The 24,724-nt window shown below is 44.1% G+C and carries 16 protein-coding genes; 5 read left to right on the top strand and 11 right to left on the bottom strand.

The window, feature by feature from the left end:
* Positions 1–20: 20 nt before the first annotated feature.
* Entirely contained in the window at positions 21–578 is a 558-nt protein-coding gene (locus IFO69_RS13455; protein WP_192010640.1) for a YcxB family protein, read from the top strand.
* A 298-nt stretch (positions 579–876) separates the two neighbouring features.
* Positions 877–1,911 (top strand): serine hydrolase domain-containing protein, encoded by a 1,035-nt coding sequence (locus tag IFO69_RS13450; protein WP_192010639.1) that lies wholly within the window; start codon positions 877–879, stop codon positions 1,909–1,911.
* Positions 1,912–2,080: 169 nt separating this feature from the next.
* On the opposite strand, the gene IFO69_RS13445 is transcribed toward IFO69_RS13450, so the two are convergent.
* From IFO69_RS13445 to IFO69_RS13425, 5 genes are all read right to left on the bottom strand, one after another.
* The gene (locus IFO69_RS13445; protein WP_192010638.1) at positions 2,081–2,737 is read right to left on the bottom strand and encodes a ClpP family protease; all 657 of its coding nucleotides are present in this window, start codon (positions 2,735–2,737) and stop codon (positions 2,081–2,083) included.
* Between the two features lie 2 nt (positions 2,738–2,739).
* Positions 2,740–3,009: a hypothetical protein gene (locus tag IFO69_RS13440; protein ID WP_192010637.1), complete on the bottom strand. Its 270-nt coding sequence runs from the start codon at positions 3,007–3,009 to the stop codon at positions 2,740–2,742.
* Positions 2,990–3,532, bottom strand: coding sequence for an RNA polymerase sigma factor (locus tag IFO69_RS13435; RefSeq protein WP_192010636.1), 543 nt, complete (start codon positions 3,530–3,532; stop codon positions 2,990–2,992). Before IFO69_RS13435 ends, IFO69_RS13440 begins: the two co-directional genes overlap by 20 nt.
* Positions 3,533–3,747: 215 nt before the next feature.
* On the bottom strand, positions 3,748–4,536 hold the full coding sequence (locus IFO69_RS13430; protein WP_225444134.1) for an SGNH/GDSL hydrolase family protein: 789 nt from the start codon (positions 4,534–4,536) through the stop codon (positions 3,748–3,750).
* Between the two features lie 44 nt (positions 4,537–4,580).
* Complete coding sequence (locus tag IFO69_RS13425) at positions 4,581–5,648, bottom strand: branched-chain amino acid aminotransferase (RefSeq protein ID WP_192010635.1); 1,068 nt, start codon at positions 5,646–5,648, stop codon at positions 4,581–4,583.
* Positions 5,649–5,811: 163 nt separating this feature from the next.
* On the opposite strand from IFO69_RS13425, the gene IFO69_RS13420 reads away from it, so the two are divergent.
* A complete protein-coding gene (locus IFO69_RS13420; protein WP_192010634.1) occupies positions 5,812–7,236 on the top strand; it encodes an aminotransferase-like domain-containing protein in 1,425 nt (474 codons plus the stop codon).
* 208 nt (positions 7,237–7,444) lie between these two features.
* On the opposite strand, the gene IFO69_RS13415 is transcribed toward IFO69_RS13420, so the two are convergent.
* From IFO69_RS13415 to IFO69_RS13400, 4 genes are all read right to left on the bottom strand, one after another.
* Complete coding sequence (locus IFO69_RS13415; RefSeq protein ID WP_192010633.1) at positions 7,445–11,104, bottom strand: DUF4450 domain-containing protein; 3,660 nt, start codon at positions 11,102–11,104, stop codon at positions 7,445–7,447.
* 7 nt (positions 11,105–11,111) lie between these two features.
* Positions 11,112–12,182: a glycoside hydrolase family protein gene (locus IFO69_RS13410; RefSeq protein ID WP_192010632.1), complete on the bottom strand. Its 1,071-nt coding sequence runs from the start codon at positions 12,180–12,182 to the stop codon at positions 11,112–11,114.
* Positions 12,183–12,276: 94 nt separating this feature from the next.
* Positions 12,277–13,791, bottom strand: coding sequence for a RagB/SusD family nutrient uptake outer membrane protein (locus tag IFO69_RS13405; protein WP_192010631.1), 1,515 nt, complete (start codon positions 13,789–13,791; stop codon positions 12,277–12,279).
* A gap of 19 nt (positions 13,792–13,810) precedes the next feature.
* Positions 13,811–16,972 (bottom strand): SusC/RagA family TonB-linked outer membrane protein, encoded by a 3,162-nt coding sequence (locus IFO69_RS13400; protein WP_192010630.1) that lies wholly within the window; start codon positions 16,970–16,972, stop codon positions 13,811–13,813.
* Positions 16,973–17,518: 546 nt separating this feature from the next.
* On the opposite strand from IFO69_RS13400, the gene rhaM reads away from it, so the two are divergent.
* Entirely contained in the window at positions 17,519–17,833 is a 315-nt protein-coding gene (gene rhaM, locus IFO69_RS13395) for an L-rhamnose mutarotase (RefSeq protein WP_192010629.1), read from the top strand.
* A gap of 162 nt (positions 17,834–17,995) precedes the next feature.
* Positions 17,996–20,797 (top strand): glycosyl hydrolase, encoded by a 2,802-nt coding sequence (locus IFO69_RS13390; protein ID WP_192010628.1) that lies wholly within the window; start codon positions 17,996–17,998, stop codon positions 20,795–20,797.
* 202 nt (positions 20,798–20,999) lie between these two features.
* Here the strand turns inward: IFO69_RS13390 and IFO69_RS13385 are convergent, their stop codons facing one another.
* Entirely contained in the window at positions 21,000–22,511 is a 1,512-nt protein-coding gene (locus IFO69_RS13385) for a DUF7017 domain-containing protein (protein WP_192010627.1), read from the bottom strand.
* Positions 22,501–24,708 (bottom strand): ATP-dependent DNA helicase, encoded by a 2,208-nt coding sequence (locus IFO69_RS13380; RefSeq protein WP_192010626.1) that lies wholly within the window; start codon positions 24,706–24,708, stop codon positions 22,501–22,503. Before IFO69_RS13380 ends, IFO69_RS13385 begins: the two co-directional genes overlap by 11 nt.
* Positions 24,709–24,724: the final 16 nt, after the last annotated feature.

The following is a 24,724-nucleotide window of genomic DNA, read 5'->3' as shown; positions in this document are numbered from 1 at the left end:
TTACTATTCACAAATAAACCATGGTATACACATTTTCTTTGGATGAATCTGACTATCTGACATATCAGCTATTTAACTCTTCCACATCCAAACAGTCTTTAAAGAACAGACGTAGGAGTTGGCTTTTAGTAACAGGAGCCTTTGCTCTACTGGCATTTGTCACCTACAATAACAAAGATGAGGTTCTGGGTATCTACTTTGGCGTACTTTCTATCATTTCATTCATATTCTATCCATTCTATATCAGATGGAAGTACAAAAAACACTTCTTAAGCCATATCAGGGAGCATCTTGCCAGCAATTTTGGAAAGAAAGCTTCATTAGAATTTCAAAAGGACTACATTTTGGCATTTGATGAAAACGAATCTGAATCCAAAATCAATCTGAAATCAGTAAAATCAATACATGAGCTTCCTGAACATCATTTGATAAGACTTGATGGAGGTCAAACCCTGATATTGCCCAAGCAAAAAACAAATAATCTTCATCAGTTAGAGTCCGACCTGAATCAATTAGCAAAATCACTTGGTCTTACCATAATGGATAACACAAAGTGGACTTGGAATAAAAGTTGGTAGTCGAGTAATCAGCCCATAAAATCTCAAACTGCTCTCCAAAACTTTTTGGGAATAGGCTTACCGACATTCATCGTCACATGCTACATCTACCTTTTCCGAAAATAGGCAATTGGACTTACTTCATCAGAAAAGGTAGACGCAGCGCTTCCCATCTCTATTTTAAATGCAAAAGAATATAATTCCTCGAAAATTCATGACATTATATCTAATTGCATATAATGTCATGAGGAACATTTAGTATTAAATTGTATTTTTCAAGCCCTAATTAAATCCCTAAAGTGCTCCAACCTGAAATAACATGACCAATCAAAAGTCCAAACTAATCATCCGAATAGTCTTATTCGTGGGAACAGTCATCTCCTTGTTTTTTGTCCCATGGATTCTGGTAAAAGCCTGGATCGTCCCTATCCCGGACACCGTGCAAGAACAGGTCAATGAAGCCCTCGATTATGGTTTTGACGGCATTATTGTTTATGTGGATGAGTCTGGCAAAAACCCAGCATTGTATGCAGCAGGCTGGCATGACCGCGAAAACAAAATACCCGCCAAACCAAACGCCTTATTCAAGCTGGCCAGTATCAGCAAACTCTATAATGCTGTGGCCATTGCCAAATTGGTGCACGACCAACGCTTATCCTTGGATAAAACGGTAGCCGATTATTTTCCGGAACTGGTGGGAAGGATTGAAAATGCGGATAAGATCACTGTCAGGATGATGGTGCAACACCGAAGTGGTATTCCCAATTATACTGACACCTTTAATTACTGGGCCGCGCCTAAGGAAAGCTATCAAGAAAGGCTTGAACTGGTACTTGATCTGCCTGCCAACTTCGAGCCCGGGGAAGACTATGAATACTCCAACACAAATTATTTATTGCTCGCGGAGCTGATGGACAGAGCTTTGGGCTATGACCATTTCCAATACATCAGAGAAGAAATCCTGATGCCTTTGGGCCTTAAAAACACCTTCGGATCGCTTAAAGAAGTCAATATTGATGAGGTGATGAGCGGTTACTATGTGGGGTATGATGCTGACTTAAAGACCGACAAGCAGGGGATGTTAGCAACCGCTGAGGATGTGGGCATCTTTATCAGGGCCTTGAACGATGGCTCCCTTTTCAGAGAAGGGGAGCAGGAAATCTACTCCTCCATTTATGGGTATGAACATACAGGCCTGATCCCTGGCTACCAGAGCATTGCCAAATACCACAAAGACATGGATACGGTAATCATCCAATTTACCAACACTACCAATTTCGATGGATACAACTGGAACCTATCCGAAATCATCTACAGTCGCATTGTCAAAATCGTCAGAAATGGGCATGGGTAGAAATGATGAAATTAGTCAAATACAAATAGGTGATTTTTTAATTAAAACGCTAACCCGCGTTTGCAACGCGGGTTGCTAAGTCCTAGCATTTGCAATGCTCCATATCAATAATTGATATTATCAGCAGCTAACATAAAAAATCAAAGCTGAACCAAACAGAATAATTTCCTTAATTCTCCCCAAATAACTTTACGCCAAAGGGCATATCTTGGATTTGGATGATATCATTTGTGCTTCCCAGCACTTCATCCACCAGACCAAAATCCTTGGCTTCTGGTGCACTCATAAAACGATCCCGAAGATAGATTTCCTCGATTTCTTGCCAAGAGTGGCCCGTATTATTGCCGATGATATGGAAAAGCTGCACCTGTAAACGCTCCTGTTCTTTGGTCGCTATCCGGACATCTTCCGTGTACCCTTTGGCCCCACCACTGGTAGGGTGCATATGGATAGTGGCATGGGACAGCGCCAGCCTTTTGCCTTTCTCACCAGAGGTCAACAAGGCTGTGGCCATGCTCCCAGAAAAACCTACCGCCACCGTACTCACCGGTGCAGAGATCATCTTGATGGTATCATAAATGGCCAGCCCAGCATAGACACTTCCACCAGGGCTTTGGATATAAAGATCGATAGGCTTTTTGGCATCTTGGCTGTTTAGAAAAAGTAACTGCGCAACCACCAGATTGGCCACTTGATCATCGATGGGACTGCTCAGAAAAATAATCCGCTCCTTCAGCAACAAACTATAAATATCATAGGCCCGACCATTGAAATCATGCTGGTCGATGACCACGGGGATCACTTGGGATGAATTCGCTTGAAACATGTCTACAGGTTAAATATTTTGAAAATCCTTTCTTTAAAACTTCTGTGCTTGGCTTCTCCGAAGAGCTGCGCTTCCACTTGGCTGATTTCTTCTTTCAATCGTTTCCGTCCATATTGCTGTACCAATCCATAGACCTTTTTTTGGTCTTCCAGCCTTTCTGCCAAGCCCTTATCCAAGTGCAACTGGGCCTGCATCAGCAAGCTTTCTTCTGGGCTTTGCTGTTTGAAAACATATGCTTCCAACTGCTTGATTTCATCCAATGAAGTCCTCATGTGTCAGTGATTTTTGTTTGACCTGATCCCTTACTTTTTCCAAACATTTGTATTTCTGTACTGTGGCTGATCGGGTACTTTGATAGCCAAACTGTCCGGCCAATTGCTCCATGGACAGTCGGTCATAATAAAACGCCTTGAGCATTTCCATACATTTTTGACCTGCCTGCTCCAAAAACTGCCAGACATCCCGATGAGCTGGTTCCTGTGGTATTTGGTCACTTATCAACCCTTCACCCACTCCATCAACCTCATTTAGAAACCGGCTTTGCTGTTGGTAGCGTTTAAACCAAAGGTGCCGGGCGATACCAAACAAATAGGCTTGCTGTTTCTGATTTGCGATAGGCTTTTCTTTTGTCAGTTGTTCATAATAAATAACCAAACTGTCCTGAAAAACATCCTTGGCATCGGCCAAGGTTCCGCCTCTCTTTTGGATGTATTTGGCCAAATCCGGAAAGGATTCCTGATAAAGCCGTAGGAAAAACTGTTCCCGGCCAGCTGGACTTGTCAATTGATCTTTCATGGCTGTATTGTTGGTCTTCTATTAAGATGTGGCTCTTTAGGGAAGAATATCACCTTTTACTCAAGGATTTTTTTTTAACCTTAGTGGTGATAAGGTAATAAATTTGCTTTAATAGTCTTTAGAATAAGGAAAGTAGCGAAAGTAATTCTAGTTTAACTTTGGCATTTTATTAATAAACCAGGACTTAAATAATCGCCATAAAAAAATTGTGAACCTTAACCATAAACCTCTAAAAAGGGAAATTTCTCCGCCACGGTTTCCAACCAAGCTTGGGTCATGACTTCATGGCCAGCCACCGTGGGGTGCACCCCGTCCCAAATCCAATATTCCGCTGGCGCCTTCTCCATGGCCTTGTCAAAAGCGGCAGGATAATCCACCAATAGTGCCCCAAATTCACCCGCCAACTGTTTGACAATTTCCTGCCGTTGAAGGACATCTTTTTCGTAAATAGACCAGTGCTCTACCCTTTTCCCCACGGGATAGACAAAAGGCAAGCCTAAAATAATCATTAAATCGGGGTTTTGTTCGCGACTTTGCTGGAGGATATCACGATAAGTCTCTTCAAATAACGCCATTTGCGCCCCCTCTTCAGGGTTTCTGACATGCTGGCCTGCATCATTGATCCCGACCAAGACACTGAGCAAGTCAGGCTTCAACGCCAAGGCATCTTTAGCCCACCTTTCTTGCAAATCCACCACCGTATTTCCTGAAATCCCCCTATTGAAAAACTCCCAATGCTTTTCTGGAAAATCAGCCCCAACTCTGCTGGCCACAGAAAAGGCATAACCATGCCCCATGATATGATTCGGGTCTTCGGTTCGCCCCCTGTTGCCATCGGTAATGCTGTCTCCTTGAAATAAAACTTTCATGCCTGATTTATCGCTTTTTAATTGGGGCTTGGTCAAAGTGTGCATGGACAGTACTTCGAATGGAATCATGCCCATCCCTAGCCCGGTAAAGGTGACAGACTTGATAAAATTTCTTCTATTGGATGAATTACTCATGGCCACTTTTTTCCAATTTAAGGATTGAGCGCAAGGCAAACAAATCAACCCAATACCGGTGCGTTCAAAAGGGTATTCCAGCCAAATTTGTCTGTCTGCTCCCCAGAGCGAATGGCTGTCAGTTGTTGTTTCAATTGGAACATTTTGGCATCTGCGTCCACGGAGGGAAAGTAATCCACCCCATCCATGTGGATTTGCTCAAAGGGAGCTATAACTGCTGCCGTTCCTACCCCGAAAGCCTCCACTTTCTTTCCCGATTCAAATGCCATTTTGATTTCGCTTAAGCTGATTGGCCTCTCTTCCACATCCCACCTCAAGTCCTTAGCCAGGGTCAAAAGCGCATCCCTGGTAACGCCCGCCAACACGGTTTCTCCCACTGGCGGGGTGATCAATTTCCCATCAATGATAAACATCAAGTTCATCGTCCCCGACTCCTCTACATACTCATGATCTCTTCCATCGGTCCAGATAACTTGGTCAAAGCCCTCTTGTTGGGCCAAATTGGCAGGATAATAAGCAGCACCATAATTCCCCCCATTTTTAGCAGCTCCCACACCACCTTTGGCCGCACGCGTATACTGACGCTCTACCTTTACCTTCAAAGGCTTTGAATAATAGGCTGCCATGGGCGTACAAACTACCATAAAAAGGTATTCCTTGGAAATACTTACCCCCAAGCGCTCTTCCGTGGCAATCATAAAGGGTCGGATATACAAAGAATAGCCCTCGAGATCACTGATCCAATCTTGCTCCAGGCCTACCAATTGCTTAATACCTTCGCAAAAAAGTGCTTCAGGAAGCTCTGGCATCGCCATCCGCCTCAAAGACTCATTCATCCGCGCATGATGTCGGTCCAAGCGAAAAATGCTTAGGTCTCCATTGACCTGCTTATATGCCTTCAAGCCTTCAAACACCGTCTGTCCATAATGTAAGCACATGGCCAATGGTGAAATCTGAAGTGATTCAAAAGGCCGTATAGTGGCTGATTCCCACTGTCCGTCCTTGTACTTCGCCACTAACATGTGATCTGTGGCTTCCACTCCAAATTGAAATTGATCAAAATTGAATTGATCAACTGAATTATTCTGTTTTAGTTGCAATTTGATTTCCATAACCTTCTTATTTCAGGTAATTGTTTTGATTCTCCTCAAAATTAAACAACAACCAACAACCATTACAGATACAGTTTTTGTAATTTTGACCATAACAGTTGAAAACATAAGGGAGAGCATGGAGATGCTGCTTGGGTTCTGGCACCTAAAACTGAATCAAAACATGAATTTATACGAAAAACTTGCTGAGGAACTGGAAAATCAAATCCGAAATGGGGCCTATCAAATAGGGGACAAACTTCCCTCGGTAAGGAGCCTGCACCAACAAACAGGACTGAGCATCAGCACAGTACTTCAATCCATGTATGTACTGGAGGCCAAAGGCTTAATTGAAGCACAGCCTAAAAGAGGCTACTTTATCACCTACCATTCCCCAAAAAACCAGCCGCGCCCGGGAATCTACCAACCTACAGAAAAAGCGGGAAGGAGAGATATGGAAGATTTTATCCAAAAGGTATATGGTCAAATCAGTGCAGAACCAGGTCTGGTTAACTTTGCAATCGGTGTGCCTTCTGCCAAAATGTTGCCCGTGGCCCGTTTGAAGAAAATAGTCAGAGAGACCATGCTGGACACCTCAGATGCCCTGGTATCCTATGAGCCGATTGTAGGCAACCTCAAGCTTAGGCGGCAAATTGCCAAAAGAACTTCCCTCTGGGAACATGGGGTATCCCCGGACGACCTGATCACGACCAGTGGCTGTATGAATTCCTTGGCCACCGCATTGATGGCGCTGACCAAAAAGGGTGACAGTATTATCACCGAAACGCCAGTTTATTTTGGCACCCTCCAGCTGGCCCGAAGCCTAGGTCTCAAAGTTATCGAAATGCCTACACACAGTGAGCATGGCATGGATTTGGAAGAAATCAAAAAGATGCTAAAACAACAGCAGATTGCTGCCATCATTGTGGTCAGCAATTTCAGCAATCCGCTGGGATATAGCATGTCCAGCCAAAGCAAGCGGACTTTGGTCAGGATCTGTACCAATCATCAAGTTCCCTTGATCGAGGAAGACCTGTATGGTGATGTATACTTTGGGTCAGAAAGGCCTTTATCCTGCAAAAGCTTTGATAAAGAAGGCATGGTGCTTTGGTGCAGCTCTGTTTCCAAAACCTTGGCCCCTGGCTATCGGGTGGGTTGGATTTCCCCAGGAAAATACAAGGACAAAATCATCAAAACCAAATTGTACCATAATGTATCCAGCCCCTCACTTACCCATGAGGTGGTGGCCCATTTTTTGGATAAAGGACGTTATGACAAACACCTCCGACAATTGCGAATCACCCTTCAACACAATCTTCACAAATACCTTCAGCTTATTCAGGAATATTTCCCCATCCATACGAAAGTTACCTTTCCGAAAGGAGGCTTCCAGCTTTGGGTAGAATTGGATCCCAGGATCGATACCACCTTGCTCTATGAGGCGGCATTGCGCATGGGCATCAAGTATGCTCCAGGTAGGATGTTTACCCTCAGGGATCAGTACAAAAACTGCCTTAGGTTAAGCTTTGGCTTGGATTGGGATGAAAACACCGCCAATGCCCTCACTAAGCTCGGCCTGCTTTTCCAACATCAGTTGGTACATTACTGATCAATGCCCCCATCTTCCCCTGAACTGCAAGTCAGCTCCTAAACTTTTATTACTCACCTGAGTTCGCTAATGAAATAAATATCAATGTGTCATTGCGAATCCTTTTTGGGAGGGTATGGCAATCCCGAAATACTGAGACTGCCACGGCTTCCACCGCTCAAATCTCCCCCTAGGCCTATAAGTAACAGTTTTTAAAATCGGACTGAGGTTACTCCCCTCTTTCCAAGGTAACCGCCATTAGACCAATAATGACCTCGATGGTACTGGCTTTTACTTCCAAGAAGTCCAATTCCTTGTTTGGATCCAAAGGCAAATCCAAAACTGTGGCCGCCCCTCCTTCAATCGCATAATTTGTAAAGTGATCAATCCCAACGTAATTGTCGTGTGCTTTTTGGCTGATCTTTCCTGTCTTCAAGTGGATACGAATAGGCCTCGGGACATCAATGTCAAATGCATGACCATCGATATAATAATCCTGCTCAATCGGCCACCATGTTTCAGGATTCTTCAATGAAAGGACGTCTTGGCTGCCATCCTTATAATGGACAAGCACTTGACCATTTTCCATTCGGCTTTGCATGTGATTGGTTGAGCCTGCCATCAAGAAGTAAGCATGCTGTGCCTTTCCTGCCAAAGGCACCTTAGCACTGTTGGGATAGTTGTCCCATTGGGAGACAAAGAGGATGTTGTTTTTGCTGCTGTCTCCTGAAGTCTGGAATGGAACTCCTTGAGGAACCGTGAAGTGATTCTTTTTCCCTGCCAATGCCCTCAAACCCCCATCATCAATGTCCATATAAGCACCATAAGACGCCCAATCACCCATACCCTGAATGGGTATCTGAAGCGTAGGATAAGGTGACCGAGGGCTCACATATTCATTCCTAAAAATACGGGTCACCTTATCATTCAATGAACCCGAAATATCCACAGCCTCCATCGACCTGACATGAGCAGGAATGTTCCAGTTAATCACATTTTTCTGAGCAACCAACTGCTTGTTTTTATAAACGGAAACCCTGTTGGATCCCATCCGTACCAAATCCAAATCAGAGAGCCCAAGCTTCAATTTTTCACCTCCACCTATGGACATGTTGGTTTTCCATTCCTTCCCATTGATGTTTATCAGGAGGTTTTCCGTTTCTTGGGTATTGTTTACTAGGCTAAACTCCAAGCGTTCTTCAGACGAGCCCCCTACAGAAAAAATGTCAAATGCCGGTAATACATTGACTGCCACCGCTTGCCACCAACTCATTTCTCCCTGCGCCAATTGTACGAAAAAGCTCTTTTCCCCTGGACATTCACCAACCTTTTCCGGAAAGTCAGTTTGTCCTTGAACAGCCGCAGACATCGCAAAGACTTTCTCTGGATCATTTAGTTTTAGCACTTGCACATCAGGGGCATCAACTTCTACTGCTTGCCCTGTCACAACTTTTTCTGGAAAAGGGAAAGTCAATAAAGCTTGCCCGTGCCAATCTATTTCCACTAAAGCCGAAGCAGCCAAGTCCGCTTTGATCAAAACCCTTGGCCAACCAACTTGGTTTTCCACAAGCTGCCATGCTACCGGTTTTCCGTTTACACTTACCTGACGAATATTTTCCTTTCTGGCCTGTACATTCAATTTCAACTGTAAGTCTCTTCCAAAGCGGTTTTCGATCATATACTGGTCTTTGTCTCCATCTCTTTTATAATCAATAAGGACATCAGGTGTGGATAAGGAAGCATGCTCCCACTCAGCTGGAAAACCTGGCTTAATCTCCAAAACACCTTGTAAAAGACTTGGCTTCACACCGAACAGTCCTTCAATCAAGGAACGCGCTCCCATTCCCACAGCATCAGCAAAGTCCCGATAGAGCTCACTTCTCATGGCATCCAAAAAGGACAACTGCTGAAAATTTCCCGGACTTCCTCCTAAATACATACTTTCCAGCACGGCACTTTTCCAAAGCCTGAAAGCTTCTTCCTGATTACCTGCCTGCCAATAAGCCAAACTCGTATGCAGCACTTCAGCCAAGGCCACATTATTTACCGACCAGGTATAGGGCATCCAGTTGGTGGTAGAAAGGGTCTCGTATTTGCCCTCTGGCAAACCTATCGCCGTTAATGGGATATGTGGTATCTGCGTATCCACGTATCGTGTCATCTGCCAAGCCTGAAAAGCATCTGGCACCTCACTGTCTATGGTGTGGTAAACAGACCAGACACCCGCCTGAGGGTGAACCAACTGTGCCCCCAAGAAATCCTTGTACTCCGCAAACCAACCAGTCTCTAACCAGAGTTCTTTGTTCATCGCGTGAAGGATTTTTTCAGCCTCCTGTTCATACTTATCACCACTTTCACCTACAAAAGAGGCCAAGACTGCCGCTTTCTTGTTCGCAAAGTAATTATAGGCAGAGGCATGTGCCACCCCTCCACTGTTGTACTGCAGGGCATCACTGGCCCAAATACTGGCGTAAGCATTATATAATCCATCACCATCGGGATCAAAATTCAGCTTTTCCCAATCCAAATGCCTGACGATCGAAGGCCACACAGCTTTCAGGTACTCCTGGTCCCCCGTCCAATCAAAGTGCCGGATCAGCTGATCAAAAAACACCTGGTTCATGTCATAATGATGTGGAGAAGAAGGCGCCCCCGGTCGACGGCTGATATACCCTTTATTAAAAATGGATTTTCCGGTTTTTTCAACTTGACGGGCCAAATGTTTGGCGGTATCTGGATCATTTCTAAAGCCTTCCGGCTCTAAATATTGAGAGGCCAAATACCCATCAAAATGGGTCTTGGCCCGATCATGCCAACCCATCCAGTCCGCCACATAAGCACCCCGCCATCCCGGCAAGGGCATGCGCCACGCTACCGCCCCATGTACATAAGAAGGGGCATCATAGATGGCATCAGCTGCGATGCCCAAAGCTCCTCCTACAGTATTGATATAGGAATCAGGAGTATTGATTTGAATTCTATTGGCCAAAAGTTTTCGATCTTGATCGGCTTCTTGGTAAGCCCCTTCCAGCTGCTCATAGGTGAGAGGAGCAAATCCCGGCCGGTATATCGCAAAGTAGAGCGGATTCTCTGCCAACTTCATTTTCCCGGCCAGCACCACTGTTTCGCTAGCCTCCGCGGCCAACAAAGAAAGTGGACTGTCCATTTGACTCGGATCTGCAGTCTGAAGTTGGGCAGAAGGAGGAAAGGTACCTAGCATTTTGGATCGATGGCCTTGGTCATTGGCCTTTCCATAGAAGAGCTCCAATTCATTTTGCGCATTGAAATGAATGTCATTGCCTTGGCTCTTCTCAGGAGTCAAGTCAAAAACGGAGGGAGGATCCGCACCAAGGTCTCCCATCCTGCGAAACTTCTTTCCAGTCACGCCTCCATAAAGGCAGACCAAGGCCACATCCTCCGGCCATTCTTCCCCTTCCACCTTAAAAATAGCTCCTTCCTGACTTCTCAGCGGCATCACCTGAAGTTGGATTTTCCCTTTGCCCAGCAAAGGATCTGTAATTTCATACAGCATCATCCCTGCCCGATACCTGGTCTCAATCTTTTCGGCCTCGTGCAACCATTTGGATTGCTCTCCCTCCTGAATGCCAAAGCGAATATGCCCTCCCATTCCAGGTAAATAAAAAGAAAATAACGGTTGATCTCCTGCCTCTGTCCTAAAGTCAGAATGATAGCCATACAAGGCCCGGTTGTACCTGCGCTCCCCATTGACAATAACAAAGTCTCCATCATCGGAAGTATAACGCACTTCCCTGGGCTCATCATGCCAAAACTGTTGGGCCAAAAGGGGGGAAATAGCACCCGAACTGCATAGGAGAGCCACTACAATAATTCTCAGGACATTACTGGGCGCAGAAAACAAATGTGACATGTTGGTGTTAGTTTTTAATTTTAAAAAGAAAGGTACTGGAAGTCATGAATTCACCGCCTTGACTGGCCAAAAACAGGTAATCAGGATGACCATTTTTGAATAAAATCTGCGGTCTTTCAAATCGGCCATATTTGGATAAATGCTTTGGCTTGGGTCCTTGACTGAAATAGTGAGCTGTTTCATAATAAGCAATTTCGGGTGGATCACTAAAGTGAATCCCATCTTTGGATTCAAGGTACAATCCATACTGATGATTGTAAATGCCCATGTCTCGCATCAACATGCGAAACTTTCCCGATTCATACCAAACAAAGCCATCCTCCGCTTGAATATTATTTCCCTTACTGGAATAATCTATGATTGGGTTGCCTTCAAATTTGCGGTACGGTCCTTCTGGTTTTTCGGCTATTGCCAAACCGTACTTTCTATTGCCCCGGATTTTGGGATCTGAATAATGCTCGTATTCATAGGTATTCCATGACTTGTAATAAAGAAAGCAGCGCCCATCTGGATGACGAACAAAGGAAGGATTGGTGGTACAGTGATCATCCCAACGCCCTTCCTCGCCGGCTTCCAAAAGTGGCTGATCTGGCCTTTCCCATGGCCCATCCAAAGACATCGCCGTGGCCAGACCAATTCGCTTGGTATTGGTTCGCCTGTTACTATTCCCCATATAAAACAGATAAAATTGGCCATCTAAGGATTTCACATGAGGATTATGGCAGGTGGTCGCATCCCAATGATCACCACCTCTTGGAGAGAAAACCACTTCTTTAAATTGGTATGGGCCTTCTGGTCGATCCGCTACGGCATGAGCTATTTCAGATTGGTGAATCCAGCCCCCCATTCCAAACTTGGCCTTCCAACGGGAATAAAACACATGGACTTTGCCTTCATCGTCATAAATGGGACTGGCTCCCCAAACGTAATAATCCTTCGTTTCCAAGAGTCTGTGCAAAGGAATCAAGTTCTTGGCAAAAGCAGATACTTTATCCTTTTGAAACCAGGAAAGACCACTTGGAAATGACCCTATCAAGGGTACCATGGCGGAATACTTTAAAAAAATTCTTCGATCCATATCTTTACTATTTTAATCCTGAATAAAATGCCAAAAAACCACCCGCCTTAGACGGATGGTTTTAACCGATTTATTAACCTTAACTGTATCTCATTTAGTATCCCGGATTCTGCTCATATAAACCTTCCTTTACATCCAATTGATTGATCGGAACGGCATAGATCAGGTCATCTGAAGTGATATCGGTAGAGATTTTATTGGCAGCATCTTCTTCGGCTATCCAATCTAACATCACATCGATCGCCATTCCTGAGCGTACCAAGTCATGCCATCTCAGGCCCTCACCGATAAACTCCCTTCTGCGCTCTTCCATGATTTGATCATAAGTAACATTCGCAACAGGAGCAGTTATTCCAGCGCGGTTTCGAATTTCATTGACAATAGCATCTATTGCTGATTGGGAGCCTCCACTTTTACTCAAGGCCTCTGCTTTCATCAACAAGATATCGGCATATCGGATCACCGGGAAGTTCAGTTCAAAGTCAAAGCGATCCACGCCGAGATTATCCAAGTCCAAATACTTCTTGATAAAACGGTCTTGCGTGATGTTTCCATTTCCATCATCATAGTTGATCCACACGGAGAAATCATCCCGCACATCCTCACTCGGGTACGAAGCCATCAAGTCCGCCGATACAGTTTTGGGTGCATCAGGGAAAGTCCCCCCTGCAAAAGGAATCCCATTGGTTCTGGCAAAAGCTTCTGGGTAATGGTATTGGACATACTCTCCACCGACACCTTGACCGCCACTCAAAAACTGGATATCGAAAACAATTTCTTCATTATTCTCATTGTCATAGGCAAAGATATCGGCATAACTGTCCACCAAATCAAACTGACCACTATTGATGATTTGATCCAATAAGGTCAAAGCCTGACTCCATTCATTGGTGCCCAGCACAGGACCATCGGGATGCAATTGTGTGCCTGAGCGGGTCATGTAAACCCTGGCCAAAAGTCCCCTGGCGGCATGCGAAGTGGCCCTTCCCAAGTCGGTGGCACTGCTGTACTCATCAGGAAGGTTGGCAATGGCAAATTGCAAATCAGCAATGATCAGGTCATACACATCCGTCACAGGACTTCTCGGGATTTCCAGTGCTTCCAAAGGCGTCACAGGTCGGTCAAATAATGGTACTTTTCCATAAAACCTGACCAGATCAAAGTAATACAGGGCACGCAAGAACTTGGTTTCTCCTTCGATTCTTGTCCTCGTATTGTCATCCGCCACCACATCCGCACTGAGTTTGTCCACGATGGTATTGGCCCGCATGATGTTATTGTAAAGACCATTCCAAGTGGAATTCATAATGCCCGCGGTAGCCAAGTTGGTATTGAAATTATTGATCAGGTTGTAGTCCCGCACCCCGGCTGTCCCGGGGGTATAAATATTATCCGAACGTACTTCACTGAGTTCAAAATGGTTGATCGGATAAGCATTCAAGCCATTATATACCCCAGACAGGGCTTTGATAAAGTCTGCCTCATTTTGATAGAACCCATTGGAGCCTAAAGAAGAAATAGGCGATTGATCCAGCTTGCTCTCACAGGAAGTCATGACACCTGCGGCCAAGCCAATCAAGACGATATATAGATTTTTTATCTTTTTCATGATGTTGGTCTTTTAGGAGTTAAAACTTCAGGTTTACACCGAATACGATAGACCTGGAAAGCGGAAAGGCACCATAGTCATCCCCGTCATTGTTCACGGCTTCTGGGTTAAACCCACCGGTGTATTTGTCCCCGCCAAAGAAGTTCTCTGCAGTCGTATAGATCCGTGCGCTGGAAAGGAATTTCCCATCAGTGATCAACCTACCCAAATCATAACCTAAGGTAATGTTTCGGATTCTCCAGTAGTCAGATGAATATAACCAGTCGGTATTTTTAATTCTACCAAAGCTAGATACGGCTTTACCGGTCTCCCCATCACCGGGATTTTCAGGAGATCTCCAACGGTTACGATGTCTGCCCAAGGTATTTTCAACATACCCCATCCCTGGACGGTCCATGGCCCGACCAAAAGTGGAATAAATCAAACCACCCGATTGGCCTTGGATCAAGATATTCAGGTCAAAACCTTTGTAGGAGAAATTATTGGTAATCCCCCATACATAATCAGGGTTGGGATGTCCGGAAAGGATCCTATCATCAGGATCAATTACGCCATCTCCATTGGCATCAAAATACTGAGGATCACCTTCGGCCTGGTTTCCATAAAGCGCTGCGCCATTATCGATTTCTTCTTGGGTCAGGATACCGATATTCTGTACCAAGTACAAGCTGTACATAGGTTCACCGACCATGGTGATGTTATGGTTGATATCAAAGCTACCTCCTAGAATCGGAGTATTTTCAGGCCCCAACTGCTTCACCTCATTGGTGTTGTGGCTAAGATTGAAATTGGTAGACCAAGTAAACTGACCCGTCATATTTCGGGTGGTCAACTCCAGTTCCCAGCCTTTGTTCACCACCTCACCAATATTGGTCAAGGCAGAGCTAAAACCTGTCGCAGAAGGTACCGGGATATTCAATAGCAAATTGGTATTGGTCTTGGTATAATAATCAAAGGAAGCGTAGATCCTGTTTTGTAATAAACCCAAGTCCAAACCAACATTGATCATCTCGGATTCCTCCCAGCCCAATTCAGGGTTCGGGAAGTTTCCTGGGATCAACCCGTTTACCAAAGTTCCACCATAGGAATAGTTCGCAAAATCCAAGGTGGCAATATGGGAATAATCTCCAATGCCGTTGTTACCGGAAAGCCCCCAGCTACCTCTCAGCTTCAAATCACTCAATGTATTGAGATCTTTCATGAATTCCTCATCTGAAAGTCTCCATCCCAAGGAAACCGAAGGAAAGAAACCCCATTTGGTATCTTGACCAAATCGAGATGACCCATCCCGACGGGCAGAAGCTGAAATCAAATATTTCCCATTATAATCGTACTGAACACGACCAAAATAGGACAGCAAGGTACTTTGTGTTTCCGTCGTATTGGTGCTTCCCGCATTGATCACCGCAGCATTTAAGGTAGTGATGCCGTCCACATCAAAGTTACCACTCATCTGATAAGTGTTGCGCTTGTTGAAGTTATAGGACATCCCTGCAACTGCGCTCACATTGTGCACCTCATCAAAGGTTCTGTTAAAAGACAAAGTGTTTTCATTCACAAAAGTCAGCTTGCGGTATCCGTTAAAACCTCCTGTAGTCTGATTGTTTCTGGTCACAGGAGCAGGCGTGTAATTCTTATTCTGCTGGTCCACGTTGTCCACATTCACCGTGGTCTTAAAGGCCAAACCTTCGATAAAATCATACTGCCCATAAATGGTGGACAAATTCCTGAAAATGGTGGTTTGGTTCAGCCTTTCCCTGGCATAGGCAATGGGGCTGATCCTAGAACTTGCCCAAGTGTAAAGTGGAATATCGCCTACCCCGGTGTTGATTCCGGCATCAGCTTCTACCACAGGAGCCATCCCTACCGTAGTGTGGGTAATGGCATCTTTTCCTTCTACCCCAGGATCATCCAAAGAGGAGTAAGATGGGTTCAGGTTCATACCAAATTTTAACTTGTCACTGGCCTGTACTTCCACATTGGCACGGGCAGAATAACGTTTATAGTCAACGCCTACGGCAATGCCTTCCTGGTCCATATAGTCTCCAGAGATAAAATATTTCACAAAATCATTGCCTCCAGAAGCATTCAATTGGTAATTCTGCACCAATCCCTTGCGGAAAAGGTGGTCTTGCCAATCGACCAGCATCAAGCCGGGATAACCTTCTTGCATCCAGCGTTCATCATACATATAGTTTCGATCAAATCCCCCCAAGATCGCCTCACGTTCTGCCAGCGACTGGGAAGCAGACCTGCCTTCACCGGAATTTTCCCATTGGGTATTGATCATTTCAGTAGCACGGTCGATCCATTCTGTCGGACTCAATACATCCAGCTTTTTGACGGTTTCATTCCAACCTGTATAGGCATTGAAACTGATTTGCGCCTTGCCGGATTTACCGCTTTTGGTATTGATGATCACAACACCATTGGATGCCCGGGAACCATAAATCGCCGCTGCGGAAGCATCTTTTAACACCTGAATAGACTCAATGTCATTGGGACTTAAATTGTCCATGGGGTTCCCCCCAGCACTTTCCAGAGGAAAACCATCAATAACATACAAGGGCTGGTTATTAGCCGTGATGGAGCCAACACCCCTTACCTGAATGTCAAAGCCCCTACCCGGAACGCCGGAAGTTTGCTTCACCCGAACACCGGCCATCTGGCCGATCAAGGCCTGATCGACACGTTGAATGGGTCTTTCGGTCAGGTTTTCTGGTTCAATCTGAGCAATGGCGCCCGTAATGTTCGCTTTCTTTTGGGTACCATATCCCACGACCACCACTTCACCCAACTGCTGCATGTCCACTTGCATGGTCACATCAAGTGTGCTTTGGTTGCCCACTGCTATTTCCTGTTTCTCAAAGCCTATAGAACTGAAGATCAGCACTGCCCCTTCATCGGGCACTTCAATGGTAAACTGGCCATCAATATCGGTTACCGTTCCGGTGCCGGTACCTTTTAGCAGGATACTTACCCCGGGGAGGGGTTGGTTGTCCTCACTCGAAATAACGGTTCCCGTTACTTCTTTTTCTAATTGATCCAATGAAATGGACCTAGGGGACTCATTGACAATAAACGAATGACTACTTGCACTAGTCACCGTACCGCTAGCCATGGCCAAAAGGAATAAACTTCCCCTGACCCATTGGTACTTAAGGGTAAATTGCTTTTTCATGGTTATTTAATAAGGGTTTGTTATGGAAACTGAAATCGTTTACTTCAGCTCCGGATTACACTTTTCGTTGAAGCTTGTTAAGCCACCTGATCACTGTTCACTTATGGCGTCTTTCGACCAATTATCCATATTGATCAATAAAGTTTTCCAATAAAATAGCGTGAGTAGAAGTAGATCAATGTCTGGACAGCGGTTTCAAGACAAAGCCAAGTTAGGTGGTAGGTTTTTCATATTTGTGCTGTACTATCATGGAAATCGCCTTTTTCAAACGTTTTCATTTCCAAAAATACCCAACGTAAAAGTCAAAAAAATTAAAATTTATAATGCACCGTCTTTTATATTACTTTAAAAACACCTCAATATTTATACTATTAAAGGTATCTATTGACTTATTCTTACCTGCCTAACTATGATGGACTATCCTGTTCCTGAAGCCCTCCATTTGGATAAATCCAAAGGTGGCCATTTTGATTAGCCTGTCAGTTCATAACAGTTTTTTCAGGAGAAATCATTTTCTTGTTATTTACTTTAACAAGTAATCAAAATATGACTAAACAAGTAGCTTTCCGTATGAAACTCCTTCCGGGGCATGAGGAAGAATATGAAAAAAGGCACCGAGAAATCTGGCCGGAGCTGGTCCAACTGCTCAAGGACAATGGTGTGGTGGATTACTCCATCTACCTGGACAAAGCGACCTCCTCCTTATTTGCCGTACAGACCATTTCGGGTGACAGCTCTTCCCAAGATTTGGGCAGCACGGAGATCGTGCAAAAGTGGTGGGCCTATATGGCCGATATCATGGAAACCCACCCGGACAATTCCCCGGTAAGTGTGCCCTTGAAGGAAGTGTTTACGCTTTAAGCCCCCTAAATCCCCCTTAAGGAGGACTTTTCGATAAAAGTTACGAAATCGATCCCTCAAGGTAAACGGTAGTTGTTGTCCCGTCCGCTGTGGCGGAGTGGCAGTCTCGACGAACTGCGAACCAAACATATAAAACCAAAATCGACCATAAATAACCCATTCATGAAACTCAAAACAGGCCTTTTTTCCTTAAGCTTAGCCACAGCAATATTTACTTTTTCCTGCCAGCAAAACACCGAAACGCAAACTGGCCCCCAAATACAAGCAGGCAGCTGGCCAGAGATCAGCCAGACCGCCAAACCTTGGACCCGCTGGTGGTGGATGGGCAATGCCGTGGATCAGGAAAACCTCAACTATCTCCTGCACGAGTATGCTGATGCAGGACTTGGTGGCGTGGAGATCGCCCCGATCTATGGGGCCAAAGGTTATGAGGATCGTTATTTGGATTTCCTTTCCAAACCATGGCTGGACATGCTGCACTATACCGTGGATGTGGCCGATAGCCTGGGCATGGGCGTGGACCTGACCCAAGGTACTGGATGGCCATTTGGAGGGCCTTTTGTGGAACCCCATTTTGCCGCTTCCAAATTGGAAATCAAGGATTTTGATTTTGATGGCAATGGGACTTTTAAGGCCGATTTGAATATCATCAATGAAAAGAACCCTCACCTTTCGCCAAAATTACTGGCTGTCATGGCCTATGGAGAAAATGGAAAGACCGAAGACATTACAAACCAAGTAGCAGAAAATGGTGAATTGAGTTGGCAAGCAGCAGGAAGCTGGAAAATACTGGCCATCTATAATGGCAAAACCGGTCAAAAAGTAAAGCGTGCTGCTCCGGGTGGTCAAGGCTATACCTTGGACCATTTCGCGGAAGAAGCCATTGAAGATTATTTGGGGGAATTTGATAGCGCATTTAACCAACAAACACCAGGCATCCGCAGCTTCTATAATGACAGTTTTGAAGTCTATGGGGCCAATTTTACCCAAGACTTCTTAGAGGAATTCCAAGAACGTAGGGGCTATGACCTTAAGCCTCACATGCCCGAATTGCTTGGCAAATCAGACAGTGAAAAGGCCCGAAGGATCAAGTCCGACTACCGGGAGACCCTGCATGAACTGCTCTTGGAACACTTTACCCAAAGATGGACCGATTGGGCGCATAATAAAGGCAAGCTGACCAAAAACCAGGCCCATGGCTCACCGGGCAACCTGATCGACCTCTATGCCGCCGTGGACATTCCCGAGTGCGAAACCTTTGGTTCCAGCTATTTCCCTATTCCGGGATTGCGCAGGGACAGTGCAGACATCCGCAACGTGGACCCCGATCCCATTATGCTGAAGTTTGCTTCTTCAGCTGGCCACCTGGCCGGAAAAGAACTGATCTCCTGCGAGACCTTCACCTGGCTGGGCGAGCATTTCAAAAGCTCCTTTTCCCAGATGAAGCCGGAAGTGGACCAAGCCTTCTTGGCAGGCATCAACCATGTCTTCTACCATGGGGTGACTTATTCCCCTAAGGATGTGGACTTCCCGGGATGGTTGTTTTATGCCTCCTTGAATCTAACACAACAGAATAGCCTTTGGCCACATTTCAAAAGCTTTAATGAATATATCGCCCGCTGCCAATCTGTACTACAGGCCGGAAAGCCGGACAATGAACTGATCATGTACTGGCCGGTATATGATGTATGGGCGGATAAGGGCAATATGTTCCAGATGATCTCCGTGCACCATATCGACCACTGGCTGCACCCCACACAGTTTTATGAGCAGTCCACCACCTTGATGGAACAAGGCTATGCGGTGGATTTTGCCTCCGATAAGCTATTGGCAGGAGCACAAGTCATTGACGGTAAAGTCCAAACCACCCATTCGGAAGCATCGCCTGCCAAGGCCCTGCTAATCCCTGCCATGGAATACCTGCCGGTCAACACCTTGGAAAGCATTTTAGCATTGGCCGAGGAAGGGGCTACAGTCATCTTCCAGGAACAGCCTAAAGCTGTACCGGGTTTCCATCAAGTAGAAGAAAGAAAAGCTGCCCTGAACAAAGCCTGGGAGCAACTTAGCTTTGATGAACAGGGCATTGCCGCCCATGGCAAAGGCAAGGTGATCCTGAATCCTGAATTTAAAACTGCTTTGGAAGCTGAAAGCATACAACGCGAAGAACTGGCCGATACAGGCCTGCAGTTTATCCGCAGGGCGTTGGGCCAGGACAAATACTATTTCTTGGTCAACCATACTGACAAGCCCATCCAAAGAGAAATCCCACTGAACATAAACGCCCCAACCATAAGCATCCTGGATCCACTGAGCGGTGCAACAGGCTTGGCACAAAGCCGCATCGAAGGAGAAAAGACCATGGTCAAGGTTCATTTGGCATCCGGGCAAAGCCTGATCTTGCAGGCCAGCCAAGCAGCGCATAATGATATCCCAGCTTGGAAATACCTTGACACCACGAATAAGCAAATCACCATAGAAGGACCTTGGAAACTCCATTTCGACCAGGGTGGCCCAGAGCTACCAGAAGATCAAAGCATGGCGACCATTCAGCCCTGGACCAATCAGGGGGATGAAATAGCTGACCAGTTCTCCGGACAGGCCACCTACAGCAGCACCTTTACTATTCAAAAAGAGGAAGGAAAGAGCTATTTGCTTAAACTGGGCAAGGTCCATGAAAGTGCCAAAATCTGGATCAACGGTAAGGAAGCCGGCTATGCCTGGAGCCTTCCTTACCAGCTAAGGATCGGGGAATTCCTCAAAGACGGTGAAAACGAAATCAAAATCCAGGTCGCCAACCTTATGGCCAACCGCATCCGCTATATGGACCAGCAAGGCCTAGAATGGCGCAATTACCACGAGATCAACTTTGTCAATATCAACTATAAACCTTTCGATGCCTCCAACTGGAAGGTCATGCCTTCAGGGATAGAAGGGCCAGTGATGCTTGAGGTTTATGAAGAATAGATGGGAGATTTGAGACTGAAACGAAATTAGTTGTCCCGCTGTCTCTGACGCGGGACTTATTTAATTCTTGTTTGAAAGGCAGAGATTCTTTTTATTCATCTAAAGTCCTTGCCTGAGGATACTGAGTAAGGCTTAATAGATGGAAAGGTCAAAGCATTCTTTGAACTTCCTTAGGGAAAAAGAAAACATCAAAAATGTGACACTACTTTAATTCTATTGTTTTCCATCCCCATTCATTTCTCTTTTTGTTGAATGATAAAATCGCTTTTCCAGCTAAAGACTGCCCATCAGTTAGCTTGTTGTCCTGAATGAATTTAGGTTCAACAAAGACATCATCTACAAATCCGAAGTTCTGTGGAGGGATTATTTTTAGCGTCCCTTCATAATCTCTAATTGCTTCTGATGTCAAATTTGACTCAGCCTTCTTAGCAGATAGTATTTTGTAAAAACCGTCTTGGCCATCTCCATTGAAGCGAACCTTTAGTATGTCCCCAATTTGTGGTTTGTCTATCTGTCCTGAATAGTTGAAGAATCCAAATTTTCGTTTGTTCTTCACAAAGTTAAGGATGCTTTTGTTTTCATTTACAAACTCCACTGCAATGATTTCTTCCGGAATGTCCTGATACAATATTTCCTCTGCCTTTTTTAGGTATTGTGTGTACAAGTCTTTGTTACCTTTCTTAGCGGGGGCCGATTTATACCAATCTTGTTCCGTCCATTGCGTTATTTGATTGGGTAATTTCCATTCGTGTTTTTCACGGATAGAGATCACTTGCTGAATCTCAGCTTTTGCTTCACTATACATTTGCCTTTCCACAAGCATTCCCGCAAAAGCCTGTCTCAGTTTTACCAAAAAGTCTTCAGGTGTTTTCAGGCTCAATGCTTTGCAGTAACAAGCAAACTGAATGTCTTTATCTTCTGGAAATATTTCTGCCATCAATTCCCAAACCCAGAAGTCATTTCTTTTCTGTTTGGCGAATGGTAAAAATGTTGAAAGGACATTTTCGTCTTTACCTAATGCCAACAATAATTTAGCTTTAAAATAGGGAGGGTATTGATAGTTGGGATATTTGGTAATGATGGCATCTAATTGAGGAAGGAAAGATTGGATTTTTTCTTTATCATCAGCCCTTTGTTGTCCAGATAAATCGATCGACTCATTTTCTAAGAGCTTTTTTGAATAGGCTATATATGCCTGTTCAGCAATAGACATGATCTTTTTGCCGTTAAACTCATCCTTCAAGTAGTCTTCCGAACGGAAGTTTTCAAAATTCCACCAGTCAGCAAAATCAAGATATCCCGACCAGTTTTGGTAGCCCTTATGAAAAGCTTTATATAAAAAGGAATATGCTTCTGATGGTTTTGTAAAATGAAATTCTTTGATGACTTCAAACAACTCATTGATTTTTCCATAGTCAACATGCTCTTCTTTATGTAAGCCAAACACCATGCTCCCAATTTGCCAGGCTGAATTATCAAATACCATTTTTTCATCTTCCGGCAATTGCAAACTTTTAATCTTTAATAGATTTTCCTTGAATGCATCAAATGAATCAGGTTGAGAAGACTTTTTGAGATAATCATAATACAACCAAGCAGCAACTCGCTTATTCCAGATGTTATCCGGTTCTGTTTCCAAAGCCTGATTTGCCATTTCTAAAGCTTCTTCAAGTTTTCCGGTTTTTCGAAGCTCCTTTATCTCTCTAAACGACATAATCATCTTCTTTTAGGCGGTTAATAATAGCCTTAACTTTTTCAAGGATTTCAGAACTGTTGCATTTGTTTTCTAAAGGAAGTACTCGCCCAAAGAATCCATCTTTGTTGTACTCAAAGTCGATAACACATGACATTAAATCCTTTTCTATGGTATAACGCTCCCGATAGTTAAGGTGTTGAATATCTGAAATGACTTCACCTTCATCTAAATTTTGGCTGACTTGATCAAATAGGGTCTTTAAAAATGGTTTTTCTTCTTCCAAGTCAACATCAAATCCAATCTGGGTCAAAATTCCTTCCACATTATTTCTGTTTACAATAACCTGATGAGGATTTTCAAAAATCTTTGAAATTGTTTCAAATAATTCATTCGAATTAGTTTGGGCAGGAAGCTTTTGAAAATTAGGTTTAAAAATGTTCTTCCCGTTTACCCAATACTTAAATGCTGCTGTTTGACCTTCTCTTCTAAAGATATAGCGGATTTCATACCCAACTTTTTGCCATGCTTCAATAGCTATGTATTGCTCTCGCAGATTATACCATCTGTGAATGAAATGATCTTGAACGGTCAATGGTGCATCAACTAAGCCAAATTTTTCTAATTCTGGCAAAGCCTCACTGATATTGATTTCACTAGTTAGATTTGATTGCCCTGTCAATTGATTGAAAGCCTGTTGAACATTGACGTCAATAAAGTTCATGCCTGAAAAGGATGAGAAATACGGCGGATTGATACAAAACAATTTCTTGGACGCTCGGGTAACTGCTGTGTATGCCCAACGATAAAACTCTGAATTCGTCTTACCTGAACGATTATGTTCCGATTCATAAAAGTTGAAGTTGGCTTGTGTTCCTCTATCCCAAAAAACAAAGGCATTTGCCCATTCGCCACCCTGGGCTTTATGGCAGGTCACTGCATAACTGTATTTCAAAAGAATGCAGTTGAAATACTTATCGTTGATAATAGCTTCCATAAACTCCTCTGTACCCTTTTTGAGTTTTGAATGCCTGTTTTTAAAATCTACATAAAGAGCCCTTTGCTCTTGGGGGGTTAAGGTGTTATCACCGCATAGGTAGTTCTCTAAAATGAAGCCGTTTACGGTTTTGGGCTGATTATTTTCATCAAGTAAAACAAGGCTAATTCCTCTCCAAGTTAATCTTACAGTTTTAGTTTTTCCTTTTTCAAAGTAAAAACTTACTTCTCTGCTTTCAACTGAAGGACTGGCTTCTGAAACAACCGCAAATTCACCGTTCATGATTCCTAAGCGGTAATTGTTTCCTCCTATGATAACAGTATCTGATGGTTGTATGGGTAAATCATCTCCAAATTTGTCTCTCCGAATAGCTCGGTTCAAATCAAGTGCTGTTTTGTTCTTCCAGCAAATGATGATTTTCTGCTCTTTTTGGGCCTTATATGTTTCTAAGTAATCCTGATAAGGCGGATTAAAAATATCACCACCATTTTCTCTTAAATCAAAATCGTTGAAATAGCCGGATGTAAGACACTGCATGATTTTAGTGGCAGAAATCAAAATGCCATTATTGGCATCCTGACGTTTCACTTCCTTCATTTCCGCTTGCGAAACAGAAATCTTGTAAGTCTCACTAAGATAATTTTGATCAAGTGCAGGAGAGAAGTTCATTCCAATTGGTGGCAGCTGTGCAGGGTCACCAATAAAAATGATTTTACTGGTTGCGATAGCTTCTTGAATTCTTCCATAGGTCATTAGGTCTCGCAACAAATGCCCACTTCCAAAGCGGAAAAACTCGCCTTGGCTCAATATATCACTGACCATAGATGCTTCATCCACTATCACAACCGAATCATGAACCTCTGGATTGTTTCTAATTTTGTATTGGTACAAAAACGAAACATCATTTTCATCCTCACCCTGTTTGATTTCCTGCAATTCCTCAAAGCTGTAAATACCTTTGTGGATGGTGGTAGATTCAAAGCCTGTTTTTTGATTGATGACCTTTGCAGCCCTTCCAGTAGGAGCCATCAATTGATATTGCTTCTCGATGGATAGAATGTATTCAACAAAGCCTTTTAGTAAGGTGGTCTTACCACTTCCTGCATATCCCTGTAGGATAAACACCCTATCATCACTTTCTATAAAAGCTTGAAGCTTCTCCAACGCATTGCGCTGGTCATTGGTGATGGTGATATGTTGGAAATGGTCAAAGATTTTCATTACTGTTTTATTTAAT

This window comes from Echinicola arenosa, assembly GCF_014841125.1.
Lineage (GTDB): Bacteria > Bacteroidota > Bacteroidia > Cytophagales > Cyclobacteriaceae > Echinicola > Echinicola arenosa.
The sequence above is the reverse complement of the archived record's forward strand: the minus strand, read 5'-3'. Positions and strand labels throughout refer to the sequence as shown.

Coding starts and splice junctions, on each gene's coding strand:
- IFO69_RS13455 (WP_192010640.1), top strand. CDS start 21: ATGGTATACACATTTTCTTTGGATGAATCTGACTATCTGACATATCAG.
- IFO69_RS13450 (WP_192010639.1), top strand. CDS start 877: ATGACCAATCAAAAGTCCAAACTAATCATCCGAATAGTCTTATTCGTG.
- IFO69_RS13445 (WP_192010638.1), bottom strand. CDS start 2,737: ATGTTTCAAGCGAATTCATCCCAAGTGATCCCCGTGGTCATCGACCAG.
- IFO69_RS13440 (WP_192010637.1), bottom strand. CDS start 3,009: ATGAGGACTTCATTGGATGAAATCAAGCAGTTGGAAGCATATGTTTTC.
- IFO69_RS13435 (WP_192010636.1), bottom strand. CDS start 3,532: ATGAAAGATCAATTGACAAGTCCAGCTGGCCGGGAACAGTTTTTCCTA.
- IFO69_RS13430 (WP_225444134.1), bottom strand. CDS start 4,536: ATGAGTAATTCATCCAATAGAAGAAATTTTATCAAGTCTGTCACCTTT.
- IFO69_RS13425 (WP_192010635.1), bottom strand. CDS start 5,648: ATGGAAATCAAATTGCAACTAAAACAGAATAATTCAGTTGATCAATTC.
- IFO69_RS13420 (WP_192010634.1), top strand. CDS start 5,812: ATGAATTTATACGAAAAACTTGCTGAGGAACTGGAAAATCAAATCCGA.
- IFO69_RS13415 (WP_192010633.1), bottom strand. CDS start 11,104: ATGTCACATTTGTTTTCTGCGCCCAGTAATGTCCTGAGAATTATTGTA.
- IFO69_RS13410 (WP_192010632.1), bottom strand. CDS start 12,182: ATGGATCGAAGAATTTTTTTAAAGTATTCCGCCATGGTACCCTTGATA.
- IFO69_RS13405 (WP_192010631.1), bottom strand. CDS start 13,791: ATGAAAAAGATAAAAAATCTATATATCGTCTTGATTGGCTTGGCCGCA.
- IFO69_RS13400 (WP_192010630.1), bottom strand. CDS start 16,972: ATGAAAAAGCAATTTACCCTTAAGTACCAATGGGTCAGGGGAAGTTTA.
- rhaM (WP_192010629.1), top strand. CDS start 17,519: ATGACTAAACAAGTAGCTTTCCGTATGAAACTCCTTCCGGGGCATGAG.
- IFO69_RS13390 (WP_192010628.1), top strand. CDS start 17,996: ATGAAACTCAAAACAGGCCTTTTTTCCTTAAGCTTAGCCACAGCAATA.
- IFO69_RS13385 (WP_192010627.1), bottom strand. CDS start 22,511: ATGTCGTTTAGAGAGATAAAGGAGCTTCGAAAAACCGGAAAACTTGAA.
- IFO69_RS13380 (WP_192010626.1), bottom strand. CDS start 24,708: ATGAAAATCTTTGACCATTTCCAACATATCACCATCACCAATGACCAG.